General features: G+C 29.0%; 12 protein-coding genes. 6 read left to right on the top strand and 6 right to left on the bottom strand.

Features of this window, described 5'->3' with window-relative positions:
• Positions 1-13: 13 nt before the first annotated feature.
• Together BHYOB78_RS06710 and BHYOB78_RS06705 are read left to right on the top strand one after the other, a co-directional pair.
• On the top strand, positions 14-919 hold the full coding sequence (locus tag BHYOB78_RS06710) for an ABC transporter permease (protein ID WP_020063592.1): 906 nt from the start codon (positions 14-16) through the stop codon (positions 917-919).
• A gap of 15 nt (positions 920-934) precedes the next feature.
• Positions 935-1,723, top strand: coding sequence for an ABC transporter ATP-binding protein (locus BHYOB78_RS06705; RefSeq protein WP_012669946.1), 789 nt, complete (start codon positions 935-937; stop codon positions 1,721-1,723).
• 697 nt (positions 1,724-2,420) lie between these two features.
• Here BHYOB78_RS06705 and phoU read toward each other — a convergent pair.
• The 6 genes from phoU to BHYOB78_RS06675 form a co-directional block, all read right to left on the bottom strand.
• Entirely contained in the window at positions 2,421-3,065 is a 645-nt protein-coding gene (gene phoU, locus BHYOB78_RS06700; RefSeq protein WP_020063591.1) for a phosphate signaling complex protein PhoU, read from the bottom strand.
• Positions 3,066-3,146: 81 nt separating this feature from the next.
• On the bottom strand, positions 3,147-3,944 hold the full coding sequence (pstB, locus tag BHYOB78_RS06695) for a phosphate ABC transporter ATP-binding protein PstB (RefSeq protein ID WP_012669948.1): 798 nt from the start codon (positions 3,942-3,944) through the stop codon (positions 3,147-3,149).
• A gap of 29 nt (positions 3,945-3,973) precedes the next feature.
• On the bottom strand, positions 3,974-5,764 hold the full coding sequence (gene pstC / locus BHYOB78_RS06690) for a phosphate ABC transporter permease subunit PstC (RefSeq protein ID WP_028331252.1): 1,791 nt from the start codon (positions 5,762-5,764) through the stop codon (positions 3,974-3,976).
• A gap of 117 nt (positions 5,765-5,881) precedes the next feature.
• Positions 5,882-6,688 carry a substrate-binding domain-containing protein gene (locus BHYOB78_RS06685; protein ID WP_028331251.1) on the bottom strand — a complete coding sequence of 269 codons (807 nt, stop codon included), beginning with the start codon at positions 6,686-6,688 and terminating at the stop codon, positions 5,882-5,884.
• Positions 6,689-6,907: 219 nt separating this feature from the next.
• On the bottom strand, positions 6,908-9,229 hold the full coding sequence (locus BHYOB78_RS06680; RefSeq protein ID WP_012669951.1) for a ribonucleoside-diphosphate reductase subunit alpha: 2,322 nt from the start codon (positions 9,227-9,229) through the stop codon (positions 6,908-6,910).
• 45 nt (positions 9,230-9,274) lie between these two features.
• The gene (locus BHYOB78_RS06675) at positions 9,275-10,345 is read right to left on the bottom strand and encodes a ribonucleotide-diphosphate reductase subunit beta (protein WP_012669952.1); all 1,071 of its coding nucleotides are present in this window, start codon (positions 10,343-10,345) and stop codon (positions 9,275-9,277) included.
• A 324-nt stretch (positions 10,346-10,669) separates the two neighbouring features.
• Between BHYOB78_RS06675 and BHYOB78_RS06670 the strand changes: the two genes are divergently transcribed.
• The 4 genes from BHYOB78_RS06670 to BHYOB78_RS06655 all read left to right on the top strand — a co-directional run bounded on the left by BHYOB78_RS06670 (position 10,670) and on the right by BHYOB78_RS06655 (position 17,479).
• Positions 10,670-13,276: an ABC transporter substrate-binding protein gene (locus BHYOB78_RS06670; RefSeq protein ID WP_020063590.1), complete on the top strand. Its 2,607-nt coding sequence runs from the start codon at positions 10,670-10,672 to the stop codon at positions 13,274-13,276.
• Between the two features lie 92 nt (positions 13,277-13,368).
• Positions 13,369-15,318, top strand: a complete 1,950-nt coding sequence (locus BHYOB78_RS06665) for an ankyrin repeat domain-containing protein (RefSeq protein ID WP_020063589.1) — start codon at positions 13,369-13,371, stop codon at positions 15,316-15,318.
• Between the two features lie 65 nt (positions 15,319-15,383).
• On the top strand, positions 15,384-15,998 hold the full coding sequence (locus BHYOB78_RS06660; protein WP_020063588.1) for a DUF8513 domain-containing protein: 615 nt from the start codon (positions 15,384-15,386) through the stop codon (positions 15,996-15,998).
• Between the two features lie 32 nt (positions 15,999-16,030).
• The gene (locus BHYOB78_RS06655; RefSeq protein WP_020063587.1) at positions 16,031-17,479 is read left to right on the top strand and encodes a hypothetical protein; all 1,449 of its coding nucleotides are present in this window, start codon (positions 16,031-16,033) and stop codon (positions 17,477-17,479) included.
• Positions 17,480-17,495: the final 16 nt, after the last annotated feature.

Genomic DNA, 17,495 nt, shown 5'->3' with positions numbered 1-17,495 from the left:
AGAGGTTTGTATAATGGAAGGGATTTTTTTGGCAATAGAAGGTGCAGCATCTCAGGGTATCATTTGGGGAATAATGACTCTAGGTGTTTATATTACATTTAAGGTTTTGGATTTCCCAGATTTGACTGTTGATGGAAGTTTTGCTTTAGGCGGTGCAGTAAGTGCAATACTTATATCGAATGGTATGAATCCTTTTATAACTTTGTTTTTTGCTTTTTTGGCAGGTTCTTTGGCTGGATTTGCAACAGGTTTTTTAAATACTAAATTGCAGATCCCAGGAATATTAGCTGGAATTCTTACAATGATTGCATTATATTCTATTAATATTAGAGTTATGGGAAACAGACCTAATATACCGCTTTTGGGAATGGATACTTCTTTAACTATTATTCAAAATATGCTTTCATTAAGTAAAGTATTATCAGATTTACTTGTAGGATTTATATTCTCTGTAATAATCATAGCTTTGATGTATTGGTTTTTCGGTACAGAAATGGGATGTGCTATAAGGGCTACTGGTAATAATGAAAGAATGATTAGGGCATTAGGTGTTGATACTAATGTTATGAAAATAATAGGACTTATGATATCAAATGCTTTGGTTGCTTTATCCGGTGCTTTGGTTACTCAGAGTCAGGGATATGCTGATGTAGGTATGGGAACTGGTACTATAGTTATAGGACTTGCTTCTGTTATAATAGGGGAGGTTGTGTTTGGAAACAGATTCTCATTCTGGTATAAACTTGCTTCTGTTGTAATGGGTTCTATAATATATAGAATAATAATAGCTATAGTTCTTCAATTGGGATTAAAGGCTACAGATTTAAAACTTCTTACTGCTATAATAGTTGCAATTGCTCTTTCAGTGCCTGTAATTAATAGAAAAGTTACAAGAGTAGTAGGCGGAAAAAGAAAATAATAATTGGGGGAGTTTATGTTAGAATTAAAAGAAGTTTATAAAACATTCAATAGAGGCACTATCACAGAGAAAAAAGCCATTAAAGGTGTTAATCTTAAATTAAATGACGGAGATTTTGTAACAGTTATAGGTGGAAACGGAGCAGGAAAATCCACTCTTCTCAATTTGATTGCTGGTGTTTATGAAGTTGATTATGGTACTATATCAGTTGACGGAGTAGATATTACAGATAAGAAAGAGTATGCAAGGGCAGGACTTTTCGGCAGAGTTTTCCAAGACCCTATGGTTGGTACCGCTTCTAATATGGGTATAGAAGAGAATTTGGCACTTGCTAAAAGAAAAGGTAAAAGAAGAACTTTAAGATGGGGTATCACTAAAGCAGAAAGGGAAGAGTATGTTGAAAAATTAAAGAGACTTGATTTGGGACTTGAAAATAGACTTCAGTCAAAAGTAGGGCTTTTATCAGGCGGACAAAGACAGGCATTAACTTTGCTTATGGCTACTCTTAAAAAACCAAGACTTTTATTATTAGATGAACATACTGCAGCACTTGACCCAAAAACAGCTAAAAGAGTATTAGATTTAACAGAAGAAATCATCAGAGAGGATAAACTCACAGCATTTATGGTTACTCACAATATTAAAGATGCTATTCATTACGGAAACAGACTTATAATGATGAATGACGGTAATATTATATATGATGTTTCAGGTGAAGAGAAAAAATCTTTAGAGATAGCTGACTTGCTCAAGAAATTTGAAACTGCTGACGGTTCTTTAAGCGATAAATTATTATTATCATAATTAAAATATATTTAAATTAAAATATAAAAAATAACTCCTAACAACTATATGAAGTTAGGAGTTTTTTAATATACCTAAACAACTACATTTTGTCAAAAATAAATTTTTTAAATTTAAAATATTTGCAGGGCTTTGCCCCGCACCCCAGTTCTTTTATTGGTATAAAAGAACCAAAAGAACTGCATTTATAGTCTAAATTTAGGTTATATCCCATATTTAATAAGTATATATTTAATATAAAGTTCTAGTAATTGCGTTTTTTGCTACTTTTTTGTGCGGCAAAAAAGTAGATAATTTTATATAAAGTGCCTAGATTGACAAACTTAAAAATTTTCAGTATATACATAAACAACTATATTTTGTCAAAAATAATTTTTTTAAATTTTAAATATTTGCATGGCTTTGCCCTGCACCCCACTTCTTTTGCGACCTAAGGAAGTGCCTATGGTATTGCCACAAAGAAGCTATATCCTCGACAGGCTCGGATACGCTTCGCGAAAGGCTATATTTGAACTTAAATGTAATAAATTATTTTACATGTAAGACAATTTTAGTATTATCTAGTACTAATTTTATACTTGCACTTTTTGGTTCTTTGACGAAGTCCGCCTCGCGAAGCGTGCCTATGGCAGGCGTGCGGCGGGAAAAAGAACAACAAAAAATTGACAAAGTTAAAAATTTTTAGTATAAACAATTATTATTTAAATCTTTCGCCTGTACTGTAATAGTAAACCCATTTAGCTATATTTTCAGCATGATCTCCCATCTTCTCAAAATATTTAGCTATCATCATTAAATATATAGCCTGATCTGCATTTTCAGTACCGCTTTTAATAAGCTCAACCATAGAATCACGCATTTTATAGAATAGCTTATCAACCTCATCATCTTTTGCTATAACATTTTTTGAAAGTTCAGAATTTTTTTCTTTGAAAGCATTTAGACAATTAGTTATCATATATTCTATTATGTTTGACATCTCTATTATAATATTAAGATTCCTCTTATATATATTTCCTTCTAATAAGAATCTAAGCAAGTCGCATATATCCTTAGCCTGATCCCCGATTCTCTCTAAATCTGTAGCTATCTTTAATGCTGATGATACTATTCTTAAATCTGTAGCAACAGGATGTTCTAATAAAAGCATTTTTAAAGATGAGCTTTCTATTTTGTATGATATTCTGTTTATGTTTCTGTCATTTTCTATTACTTGATTTGCAAGTTCAATATCTCCGTCAGTTAAAGCTTTAGTAGAGTTTCTTAAAGCTTCTAATATCATGTCACTAGCTTCAGTAACATGTTCTATCAATTTATTTAATTCTTCATCAAATTTTTTCATTTTTATCTCCGTTTTTTATTGTTTTATAATTGCCTAATTTACAAATAAAATTTATATTCAGCAATGATAATAAATTATTAATTAACCGAATCTTCCTGTAATATATTTTTCAGTTCTTTCATCTTTAGGTTTAGAGAATATTTCTTCTGTATCAGTATACTCTACAATTTCACCGAATAGGAAGAAAGCAGTTTTATCCGATACTCTCATAGCCTGCTGCATATTATGAGTTACTATTACTATAGTATATTCATTTTTTAATTCATTTATAAGGTCTTCTATTTTACCAGTACTTATAGGGTCTAATGCACTTGTAGGCTCGTCCATAAGAAGTATTTTAGGATTAACAGATAAAGCTCTGGCGATACATAATCTCTGCTGCTGTCCTCCTGAAAGTCCTAAAGCATTTTTTGTTAATCTGTCTTTTATATCGTCCCAAATAGCTGCCTTTGTTAAACTGTATTCAACTATTTCATCTAATTGAGATTTCTTTTTGATTCCGAATGTTCTAGGTCCGTAAGCTATATTATCATAAACGCTCATAGCAAAGAGATTTGATTTCTGAAATACCATTCCCACATTTTTTCTTAAATATGATACATTTATATGTTTATTGTATATATCAACTCCTGCTATTTCTATATTTCCTTCAACTCGGCATTTTGGTACGAGATCATTCATTCTATTGAAAGTTTTTAATAGTGTGGATTTTCCGCAGCCTGAAGGTCCTATAAAAGCTGTTACGCTGTTTTTGTCTATTTCTATATTTATTTTTTTCAAAGCCTGAAAAGATTCATAATATAAATCTAAATCTTTAACTTTAATAATTTTATCCGTATCAAAATCAAAGTTTAATTCATTATTTATTTCATTATTCATTTTTTATCCTTTTTTATATAGTCTTAAAATTAATAATCCTTTTTTAACTTTTTATTTACAAAGAATAATAAAGCATTAAGAACTATAATCATAATAAGTAATATACTAGCTGTAGCGAAAGTTTGATTAATGTATAAACCCTCACTTGAAAACATCCACATCATAACTGAAAATGAACTTCCTGAACTCAAATAACCTTTAGGCATATATCGTACTGCACCAGCTGTATATATTAAAGCGGCACTTTCTCCTACTATCCTTCCTATGCTTAAAATAACGGAAGTCATGATTCCTGAAAATCCGCATGGAAGAACTATTTGAAATATAGTCCTCACTTTAGATGCTCCAAGTGCCAAACTTCCTTCTCTTAAACTTGCAGGAATTGACATCAAAGTTTCTTCTGTCTGTCTTATTATAGATGGCAGTATTATTAAAACTAATGTCAAAGAACCTGCTAATATACTTCTTCCTATACCAAACAAATTAGCAAATACAAGCATACCAAAAAGCCCGAACACTATTGATGGAATTCCTGATAAGCTGTCGGTGAATATCCTTATTAAAGCTATTAATTTACTTTTTGCTTTTGAATATTCAGTCAAATAAATAGCGGCAAATACTCCCAATGGAATGGCTATTATTAATGACATAAAAAGCATCATTGAAGTAGAAACTATTGCAGGAAGAAGCGTCATCTGTGAATTATTACTCTTTCCAAATAATAGATTTAATGTTATATGAGGAAGTCCTCTTACAAGTATAAATACTACTATAAATACTAGAAATAAAGTTGATACTGCAGTTGCAAATATTGAAATATATTTGAGCATATCACCTTTTATTGTCTGCATTTTCATTTCATAATTTTTAAAAGAAAAGTTATTAATATCAGTTTTTAATTCTTTATTCTTTTTAAAAAGGCTAGTAAATGAAAATGAAAAATATAAATTATTTCTTTTCAAAAGAGATAATATTATATTTATAATAAGTATAAATAAAAGTAATACAAAAGCTGTTCCAATCAATGCGGATCTATGTATACCTGTAGCATATCCCATTTCTAAAGCTATATTAATAGTCATAGTTCTGAAATATGAGAATAAATCCTGAGGTATAAAAGGAGCATTTCCAGCCACCATCATAACCGCCATAGTTTCTCCTATAGCTCTTCCCATACCTAGAACTATAGCCGAAAATATACCAGACTTAGCAGCCTTTACTATAACACCAAATACAGCTTGAGAATGTGTATTTCCTAAAGCTCTTGCACCGTCATAGTAATATTTATAAACTGCTTCTAAATTATATTTTGTAATAGATGTTATTGTTGGAAGTATCATCACGGCAAGTATTATAGAACTAGCGAGTACTCCTTCGCCTATATCGTTTGGAGAAATATTTTTTAGAAATGGTACTAATACAGACATTCCAAAAAAGCCGTAAACTATTGAAGGAATTCCTGCAAGCAAATCTATTACTTGAGATAATATCACTTTTAATTTATTTGGTGCAAACATAGATATATAAACTGCTGTAAAGAATCCGAATCCTCCTCCTAATAGGGTAGAAAGAATAGTTATATATACAGAGCCTACTATCATCGGAAATATTCCAAAATGTTTTGATGAAGGCGACCAATTCATTCCAAAAACGAATTTTAAAAATCCTGTTTCTTTAAATATTGGAAGACTGTAGATAAATATAAAAATACATATTGAAAATACAACTATAACTGAAAATATAGAACATACAAAAAATACATATTTCATAATATTATCTAGTATTTCACTTCGTATATGTTTATTAATATTGTTATTCAAAATATATATCCTAATTATTAATTTTTTGTTTTGTGTTGTTTTTATTGATTGTGTTGTATAGAAAATAAAAAAAGCCGATATACAAAATCATTGTACATCGACTTATCAATTTTCTAATTAGTTGGCTACATAGCCATTTTCATTTATAACCGTTTTCCCTGCTTCACTATTAATGAAGTCTAAGAATGCCTTAGTCCCTTCATCAAGTTCAACTCCTTTTTTTGTGAATACGTAAAAAGGACGGTAAAGTTTGTATGTATCACTTTGTATATTTTCTACTGAAGCAGATACATATTCATTTTGTCCTTTTGCTTTATAAGCTAAAGGCTTTATTGTATCATCAATAGAACCCAAAGAGATATAACCGATTTTTGAAGCATCGCTCATAACTGAAGTTTTTACCTTTCCTGTTCCATCCAATATTTCAACAGTGGAAGGTAATGGATTTTCTTTTCCTACAGAAGTTAAATCAGTAAATGCACTTCTAGTACCTGATCCGTCTTCTCTTGAAATAGATTTAGTTATATTGCCTATTGCAGTATTATTCATATAAAGATTGTATAATTCTTCTTCGCTTATCTGAGTAATTTCAGAATCTTTGTTAGCGATTATTACTATACCATCTTGACATAATAAATAGCTGTCCAAACCAGTTAACTCATCTTCTTTCAAATTTCTTGAAGCCATACCTATATTGTTGTTGCCGTTTATAGTGTCTTGAACTCCAATAGTAGAATCTGATGTTTCTACTGTTACAGTGTAATCAGGATTAAGCTCTTCAAATTTTGCTGCTAATTTGAACATCAATGGAGAAACTGAAGAGGAACCTGTTATAACTATATCAGTAGCACTTGAAGCACCGCCTCCGCAGGAAATAAGTATTAACATACTTATAAGGCTTAAGAAAATCAAAATTTTTTTCATAATATTGATTCACTCCGAAATAATTTTTTGTTAATTGTGAAAATTAACGCACACCTTATATACTAAAAAAAACATTATGTCAATACAAAAATTGAAATTTAATTTAAATTTTGATATTTTTTTATAAACTATACGGGGATATATATTATAGAAGAATATTATAAAAATATATTAAGTTAACATATTTTGTTGATATGTTAGCTTAATTATGTTTACTTTTTATGTGCAGGATTCGCAAACTTCTTCAAGCTCAAAATTAGATTTAGGAGTTTTCATGTAATAAAGAGTCTTCAATCCCAAATCCATAGCGTACTGAATATCGTCCCAAAGCTCTTTAGCAGAATCAGGTTTTACATAATATAAATTCAATGACTGAGACTGATCTATATATCTCTGTCTTACAGCAGCAAGTTCTATTATAGTTTTAGCAGGAATATTCCAGCATCTTTCATAGTACTCTCTATTTTTTTTGATATTAGGTACTAAGCTAGGAAGTGTTTGTATTCCTTCTTCTATAAAGAATAAATCTACTATAGGTTCTATACTTTCTGTAGCTGATACACTTTTTCCAGATGTAGCAGTAGGGGCTATTGCTCCATGGAATGAGAATCTTACGCCATTATTTTTTATATTTTCTGCCAGCTTATCCCATTTCTCTTTATCTACACTTACATTAAGATTATTCTTTTTATTGTTATTTAATAATGATATATGAAATGGAGTTAATCCTTCTTTCCACTTAGATTCATTGAAAGTTTTATAAGGGCCTCTCTCTCTTGCTAGTATATTAGATGCTTCATATATATGATAATATAAATCATCGAAAACTTTATTTGTAAACTCTAAAGCTTCTTTATCAGTATATTTTATTTTATTTGAAGCTAAAAGATTAGCATAATTTATAACTCCTATTCCTATAGGTCTGTTCTTTTTATTTGCAATTTCTCCTTCTTTAACAGGGTAAAATTGAGTATCTATAATATTGTCGCATCCTCTTAAAAGAGTGTAGCAGAATGATTTTTTCTTTTCAGGTGAGAAATTTACCCAAGACATTAAATTTACAGAAACCAAATTACATATACCTATCTCACCGCTTTTCTTTCTCTGTATTATTTCATATTCTCCGTCTTCATTAATGACATATTTTTCTTTTATGAGTTTAGAAGGATAGGAAGGTATTACTATTTCCTGACAAAGGTTTGAAGCTCCTACGAATCTATTAACCATATTCTGTTCATTGATGTTGTCTACAAAGGTTAAATATAAATTTCCTGTTTCCTGTCTTACTTTTAATATTTGAAATAATAAATCTTTTGCTTTTATTTTCTTTTTTCTTATAGATGATTTACTTTCATAATATATATAAGCAACATTAAATTTTTCTCCGTATTCTTCATTTAGAAGAGGAGTTTCTTTAGGGTCAAATAAAGTTACATATCCGTCTTTATTAACTCTTTCTCTAAATATATTGCTTATTCTAATAGAGTAAACTAACTTTCTAGCCCTTGTATCTTCAGTACCGCCTGCATCTTTAAGCATAATCAAATCAAGTACATCTAAATGCCACCAAGGAAAAGTAACAACGCATGCACCTTTACGAACTCCTCCCTGATTAAATGATGATATAGTTTGTTCTACTCTTTTTATAAAAGGTATAGGTCCGTCAGAACGTCCCCTATTAGTTTGTATTGTAGAACCTGACGCCCTTATATATGAAGCATCATAAGCTATGCCGCCTGAAAATTTGGAATATAATGCCATATTTCCATCTGTCTGATTCAAGCTCCAAGTATCATCGGCAGGGGTATTTAATATACAGCTGGCTAATTGTGCTTTTATTGTCATACTATTTGCTATTCTAGGAGTGGCAAAAGTAACTTCATGTCTTGAAAGCATATCATAAGTTCTTTTTATATATTTAAGTCTTTCAGATTTGCTTATTTCTAATTTATCTTTGTTTTCGCCTTTATAATAATCATCATAAAATGAAAACATAGCAGCTACCATATATGTTATTTGAGGAAGCTCTAATTTTTTATTTCCTATGTTTTTACAGTATTTTTTATAGAATATTGCTAAGCCTTTATATGTGAATAATAAATCTCTGTTAGGATCTATCATAGAATTTATTTTATCTAATTCTTTATCTGTAAAAAGCTGAATTATATCCTTATCATATATTTTATATTTTATACCTTTTTTTAAGAAATTTTTTATATGAGGATATGAACCTATTTTTTTAAGTCCGCATGTTTCTTTATATATTTTCATTAAATAAAGTTTTTCTGCTATTGTATCATACATAGGATATAATGGACTTATCATATTAACAGCAGTATTTATAAGCTCATCATATAATACTTCTATTTTCATTTTATCATTAATTTTTATATTAAGTCCTTCCAGCAGCTGATTAGTGAAAGCCTCTTTACCTTCTGTAGCCCAATCTATAACTTTCCTTAATTTTTCTTCATTGAAAGGTTCTTCTCTGCCGTCCCTTTTAATGATTATATGTTTTTTATCTTTTGTAAGTTCTATCATAATGTTACCCTGATAATTATTTTATTATAAAAAATTAAGTATAGATTATAAATCGTTTTTCAAAGCACCTTTTTGATAAGAGGTGTTAGTTGTTTCCTGTAAGGCTGCATTTTGTTTGTTTATATCTCTATAGCTGTTAAACCAATCTATAACGTCTGATTTTTTTTCATTATAAGGCGATTCAACCCCTAAATCCCTTAATCTTACACCAGCCCAATATTTGATGAAATGTTCGCTTACTGAGGAATTAATACCTGCTACTTGATATCCATCAAAAAGATATTTAGCCCATTTAATTTCCTCATTAACAGTAAATTCTGCCATTGCCCTAGCTGTTTCATTAAACCAACCGCTTTTAAATAAATGTGTAAAACCTTGTTCATTTTCTTTTCTAAGTATATTCATTACATTTTTACCTGTAGGTACATGAGTGTTTAATTCATCATGCGCTATTAATTTAATAGTTTTTGTGAATCCTGCTATAGCATTGTCATAATTATTATTTATTGTAAAAGTTACAAGAAAAGAAAATGGAAATTTTACACTTTCAAGTAAATATATTCCTATTAATAATTTTAATACTGCCTGTTTTTTCTCATCTAATGTTGCAGGAGAATTTTCTAAATTACATAATTCATCAACATTTCCGAATAATTCTACCTCTTTTTCCATTCTATGTTTAACAAATTCATCATTATAAACTAAATCTAATGTATCTGTTGCCTCATGTCCAAATACTTCAGAAAGTCCGTAAGAGTAGCTTTCAGCATGTATATTTTCCTCTATAGCTATTCTTGCATATAAAATAGACCATATTGAACTTGTAACTATTCTATTCAATATTGATGAAAAGCCACTTGTAACTCCGCTGTCCATTAAAGTTTGATATGCTATATTGAGTTTGAAGGCTCTCTGTGCATCTTCTGGCAATGAAGAGAATCTTGTTTTATCAGATTTATAGTCAACTTCCTTTGAAAACCAAGTATTTCCTTCACTTGCTTCTTTTAATTTTCTAGCTACTTCATGGCTTACTGAATCTATTCTTAAATAATGCCCAAAATCTCCAAAAAATATTTTTTCATTTTGAGGTTTTTTGTCTATATCTATTACTTTCATCTTTTCTCCGCGATTCTTTATTTCAAAATTAAATTTTGGGTTTAATTAGGTATTCTAATTTTTTTTTGATATTTGTCAAGAATATATTTTATTTATTTTATATAAGTTTTATTGTACATATACTACTAATAAAAAATATTTTAATAAAAATAATAAAATATTTACTTTTTATCGGCTTGTATATATAATAAACTGAGATTACGTTTTATTATAATATATAATTTAATATTTTGATCATTTTAATTCATATTATTTTATTGACTTTTATTGTTTATACTATTATTGTATATTATGTTAATTTGTATATAGTAATGAGGCTAAATAATGAAATTGAATAATAAAGTTTTACATAAATTCCCAATATTAATACTGTTTATAATATTATTATCATGTTCTAATAGTCAGGAAGAAATAGAGCAAAAAGAAATAGACAGAGGCGGAGCATTAATAGATAAAATAATATATGAAGTAAGAACAGATATGACAATAGCTATTAAAGATGTGGCAGACGGCAGAGCAGATTTAATGGCAAGCGGAATAGACGGAAGTACATATTTATCATTAGGCGAAAGTGATTTAGAGAAACTTGATACTTATGCAGTACCTTCAGGTTCATGGTCATTATTGTTTAATCCCGTACCAAATAAAGCTCCATACACAGTTACAACAAGAGACGGAAAAACTCATTTTAATCCTCTAGCTATAAAAGAAGTAAGATTTGCTATGAACTTCTTAATTGATAGAAAAAAGCTTGTTGATGAAATTTTAAGAGGGGCAGGACAGCCTTCATTTACACAAGCAACACCGGGGCAGCCGGGTACTTATAGATATAATCTTATACCTTCAAAAATGGGTATGACAGAAAACGGTAATCAGGAAAAAGCTCTTAATGATATAAATAAAGCTATGGAAAAAGCTGCTAATTTACCAGAGAATAGAGGAAAATTAGTAAAAGAAAATGGATGGTGGAAATATAATGGAGAAGTAGTAACTATTAAATTTGTTATAAGAGTTGATGATCCTACAGGAAGACTTCCAGCTGGTAATGCAATATCTGATTTAATAGAAAAAACAGGAATAAAAGTTGAGAAATTATTGTATGACAGAAATAAATCTACTCAAGTTGTATACGGTTCAGACCCAAAAGATTATGAATGGAATATTATAACAGAGGCTTGGGGAGCAGGTGCTACTCGTGCTTGGTGGGATGTTACATTAAGACAGATGTATGTAAGGGAAGGCAATTATATGCCTGGTGCTAATGTATCTGAGTTTTGGAATTATGATAATAAAGAAGCTTCAAGAATAAGCGACAAGAATTCAAACGGCTGGTTTTTGACTGCCGATGAATATTGGAATGGTAATATGCGTTTGCAGGAGATTGGACTTGAAGATGCTGTCAGAATATATTTAAATTCTCAGACTCAGTTTTTTGTAGCGAATAAAGAAAGATTCAATAGAAGAATGCTTTACGGAGTAGGTGACGGGGTTAATGATTGGTCTATAAGAAGTGCTGATATAAAACCAAATAGAAATGGTGAAAAAGTATTAAGAGTTCTTCAGCATTCTGCCCAAGGTTCATTATTTATAAGTCCTTGGGATCCTGTAGGAGTAGGAGGATTTTCTGATGCTTATTCTGCTATAATGATAGGACCTTGTTCTGATGCAGGTGCTACATTTGAATCGCCTTCCACTGCTAAGACAGAATTCATACTTGGTGAAGCTGACACCAACAGTTTAGAAATAGGAGTGAGAGCAGGAAATAATGGAATACCTGTTGGTACTGTTAATGTTCCTCAAAATGCAACAATGTATAATCCTTATACTCAGAAATGGGAAGAGGGTTTAACAGTTAAAGTTAATGATAAAGGCGAATTAGTTTACACAAAATCGGATAATCTTACTGCTTATGTGAAATGTGATTTTAAGCCTAGAAGTTTTAAATGGCATCATGGCATAGATTCATCTTTGGTTGATTTGATGTATGGAAGCGTATTCATTGCTAATATAATAACAAAGACTAATGAAAACGATAAATATTATGATTCTGCTATGGCTGGAAGATATCTTTCTGCTATGGACGGAGCTGTAGGAAGCATTATAAATGAGGACGGAAGTTTTACTTTATACGGAAATTATTATTGGCCTATGGATATGGACAGACAAATTGCTGTTGCTGCTGTAAGTCCTAAAATAGGCAATCCTAATAGAAATACTGTTATTCCTTTCGAGATAAATGAAGCTATAATGAAAATTGTTCTTGAAGGCTCTAAATCTGGAAATGTTTATACTATTTCACAGGATCAGTCTTTAACTTCCATAGATGTTAAAAATCCTACATGTGTATCAGATATAAAAGAAAAATTAATAGAAATGCGTGATTCTCAGTATATACCTGCTGGAATAGAAGATTTTATAACTAAAGAAGATGCAGTAAAGAGATATCAAGCTGCCATTGATTTTATAGATAAATACGGACATGCTTATATATCAAATGGTCCTTTCTTTATTTCAAGAATAGATTCAAAGGCAAATTATATAGAATTAACAGCTTTTAAAGATTATAGCTATACTGCTGATTATTGGATAGATAGATTATCTACCAAAATGAGCAGAATAGAAGATATTGATATGCCTGCTATAGCAAACAGAAACAATGATATGAATATAGATATTTATGTTTCTTCATATAATTATCCTGACAATGCATTAGAAATGCCAGATCCTAATACAACAGTAAAAGTATTACTTCAATTACAAAATGGAGGCGAAAGAGAGTATAATGCAGTTTTAGAAAATGATGTATTCAAACTTACTATACAAAAAGAGGAATTAGCATCACTTCCTAAAGGAAATTATATTGTTGTTATAGAATCTTATATTGCAGATGAGACTCCTTATATAGAGACTAGAAGTTTTGTATTACAATAGGGTAGTATATATATTTTTTATATTACTCTCTTTTAATTTATTTAAAATATGTTATTATATTCGAAAATTAATTTTTGGGGAATAATTTGTTTATGGAAAATTTAGATAATAATAACAATAATTTGGATAATAATAACAGTAATAATGAAAACAATAATTTGATTAATAATAATCAAGACAATTCAAATAATAATATAAATTCTAGTATTCAAAGAATAGATAAAGCTAAAGAAGCTGAAGAAAATAAAAAATATATATTTAAAGTAGCTGTAGTAGCTTGTGCTATTGTATTCGTACTTCTTGTAGGTGCTGGTATACTTGTAGGTTTGTTCTTGTTTGTAAAGGGCAAATCTGATATGGAGAAAATGGTTAGAAACTATGAAATATACAGTGAGGAAATATATAAGAAAAAGTACGGAGATAGTATTGTAAAAGAAATGGTTAATAATAATGGTGCTGATGTTAATGAAACAGGAAATAATAATCAAACACCATTATTTTATGCCGTACAAAATAACAATATAAAAGCTGTAGAATTTCTAATAGAAAATAAAGCTGATGCAGAAATAGCTAATAATTTAGGAATTACTCCTCTCATATTAGCTATAAGCAATAATAATACAAAAATTGCTGAACTTCTTATAAAAGAAGGTAAAGCTAATGTATATGGTTCTTATACGGGTAATGATGTGGAAAAATATCCTATGTATTATGCCGTTGCTCAAACTAATAAAACTATGATAAAACTTTTATTGGATAATTCATTTGATTTAAAAAGAGAACCTTCTCTTTTAAGTTATGCGATTGCTAATAGTGATGAAAGCATAGTTCGTTATTTAATAGATAATGGGGCAGATATCAATTATAAAAATGCTGATGGAACTACTGTACTTTATAATGCTGTTTTATCGCTTAATCCTGCATTAGTAGATTATTTTGTATCTAAAGGTGCTAAAATAGAAGATGCTGGTGAAAGCGATATGTATGGTAATATAATAATGGCTGCAGCCGGCTCTAAATTCAATAATACAAGTTCATCTCCTGTTGATTTAGTATTAGTTCAGCAGAAATCTGCAGACAGTGCTAAAGTTATGGGTAAAATAATTACAAATATAAATAAAAATACTTTAAATAGACTTATTAATGGAAAAAATGCATTAATAATAGCGGCAGGAAATTCATATATAGATACTGTAAAAGTGCTTCTTACAAATGGAGCCGATGTAAATTCAGCAGACAATGACGGATGGACTTCTTTAATGTATGCTGCTAATAATGGAGATATTGAACTTGCAAAAGTTTTAATAGAAAATAAAGCCAATGTTAATGCTAAAAGCTATGAAGAAAAAACACCTCTTTTATATGCTATGAACAGCCCTATAGAATCAAGCAGAAATGATATGATAAATCTTTTAATAGAAAATAAAGCAAATATCAATGTAGAAGATAGTAATGGGCTTAGTCCTTTAACTGTTGCTGTTATGAATAATGATGTTGAGCTTACAAAGTTATTAATAGCTAATAAAGCTAATCTTTCAGTTGTAACTAAAGACGGCGAGAGTTTAATTGAATATGCTATTAATAATGATAATGTTGATTTACTTCAGATATTAGTGGAGGCTGGTGCGGATATAAACTATGCTGGAATATCAAGCTACACTCCTTTAATGATAGCTGCTAAAAGCGGTGCTGAAAATATTGCCAGAATTTTATTAACACAGAAAGTAGATATTAATGCTATTGATAAATATGGTGATACAGCTTTACATATAGCTTCTGAATATTCAAAACTTCCTATTGTAAGAATGTTATTAGAAAAAAAGCCTAATCTTAATATACAAGATCAAAATGGAGATACTCCTTTACATAAGGCTGTTAATTCAGGAGATGTTGATATAGTAAGTGAGTTAGTATTATCAGGTGCTGATGTTATGGTTAGAAATAATATTGGAAAGTATCCTATTGATATAGCAAGAGATAATAATAATAATGCTATATTTGAGATATTAAAAGAAGCCGAAGAAAAGCAGAATAATAATTAATAAAGTATTATACTATTTATACCGTTAATGAAAGCAGTGATAATTTAAATTATAAGCTGCGAATCATGAAGAGAATAATATTATTATTTATTTTTATATTTAGTATAAACCTATATCCTAAAATAGGTATGAAAGAATCTACTATAGTAGAGAAAAAAGACTATGGTTATATAGTATACGCCGAGGATTATTACAGGCTATATTCTTTGACTTCATACTATGCTGAATATGACTTACTTAGAAATGTTGATTATCTTGAAAGAGCATTAGAAGCCCCTTTTGATTTTGTGAATAGGGCTTTAACTATTATAACAACAGAAGAGGCTTATACAAGATATAAAGATCTTATGCATATGCAGTTTAACTATCTTATAACTCAAAATTATATTTATCTTGCTGGACTTTATGATAAAGAAAATTATTATTTTTATAATTCTCAATTTGATGAAGATATAAAGAAAAGTTTTGAATATGCAGTATTTTTCTATAATTTGGCTAAAGAAAGATGGGCAATTACTAAAGAATTAGCAGAAAAGGTTATGAAAAATAAAGCTAAATTGGAAATGGATAATTTGATTGATAAAGCATATAAAATAGCACTTGGAGAAATAGATTATAATAAGACAGCAGATAGGCAACTTAAACATATAGATGAAATTTTACAAGAAATGGAAAATTAATTAATATAAAAAATAAAAATGGGAAGTAAATTATGTTTAAGGCTATGAATAAATACTATGAGATTAATCTTAATAAACTCATAGAAGTAAAAGAAATGATAATCAAAGAAAATATAGAATTAACCTGTGTAAATCCTAAAGGTATAAGTATAATTGTTCCAGGTAATTCTATAGATATTATTTTACAGGAAAAAGATAATGTCTTATTGAAAGATGCCAAATATTACATATCATCATTTTCTAATAAGTTTTTTAATTTGAATAATCCTCAAACAAATAAAAATAATGTAGTCGAAGGTTCTGATGATAATAAATATAATGAATATGAATATTTTTATCATATTTATAAAAATTGTGTTTCAAAAAATGATAAATTAAAATCTGCTAATGATGCTCTTTTAAATAGAATGATTAAAGAGAAAACTAGTAATAGACTTTATATATTAAAACCATATCTGGATCAATTAAAATTAGAATCTAAAACGCCTAAAGTAACACCTGAAATAGCATTAAATATAGAACGTTTATTAACAGGTATGGGTATTGTTGGAAGATTAGATTTTATAAGACATTTAAAATATATAAAAAGTGCTGGTAAAAGCAGTAATGATAAGATTAATACAGAAACCGAGATTATGATTTCTAGTATAATGAATTCTATAGTAACATATTTGGAAAAAGAATATTTTTATAGAGATATATTTGATAATTTAGATATGCTTGATGATGGTAATATATTGAGTCATAGTAATAGAGTTTGCATACTGATGATAGAATTTTTATACTATTATAATAATATATTTAATAAAGGATTAAGCAGCAAATTAAGACAAGATTATAAGAGTATTTATCTTGAAAAATATAAAACTATCTTGAATAGATTTAATCTTGTAAAAACTATAGAAAAATTAGAAAATGTATATAAACTTGGAATAAGAAAATTTACCGGTTCTGAAATAGTAAATTATGCTACAGCTGCTTTTTATCATGACATTGCTATGCTGAATATGGTTGATTTTGTTCCTACAGATGATTTTATAAAAGATGGGGATTTCAAGGATTTCCATACTGCTAAGGCATATTACTTTTTGAAATATGTATTAAATCAAAGAGAAGAGGCCTGTTTGCCTGTAGGTTTACACCATGAATGTTATGGTTATGGAAGCGGAATATTGAAGAATTTTTTTGATAAAAAGATAAATGATCCTAAACATAAAGTTGATTTTCTTATGTCTTTTGAACCTGAAGATATAATAAATGCTGAATGTTTTGCATATTTTCCTGCTAAAATGTTGGAAGTTGTAGATATATATGATACTTTAACTTTTATGGAAGGAAGAAGAAATAAAAATCCTGATGAAGTAGTATTATTTATGAAGCATATGTTTGTAGAAAATAAAATAGCAGTAGATCCTATAGTATTAGATTTATTTATACAATTTCTATCAGATGTAAAAGGTGTTGAGATTATAGAAGAATAACATAATATAATTTATT

The sequence above is a fragment of the Brachyspira hyodysenteriae ATCC 27164 genome (assembly GCF_001676785.2).
In the GTDB taxonomy this organism is placed as follows: domain Bacteria; phylum Spirochaetota; class Brachyspiria; order Brachyspirales; family Brachyspiraceae; genus Brachyspira; species Brachyspira hyodysenteriae.
The sequence above is the reverse complement of the archived record's forward strand: the minus strand, read 5'-3'. Positions and strand labels throughout refer to the sequence as shown.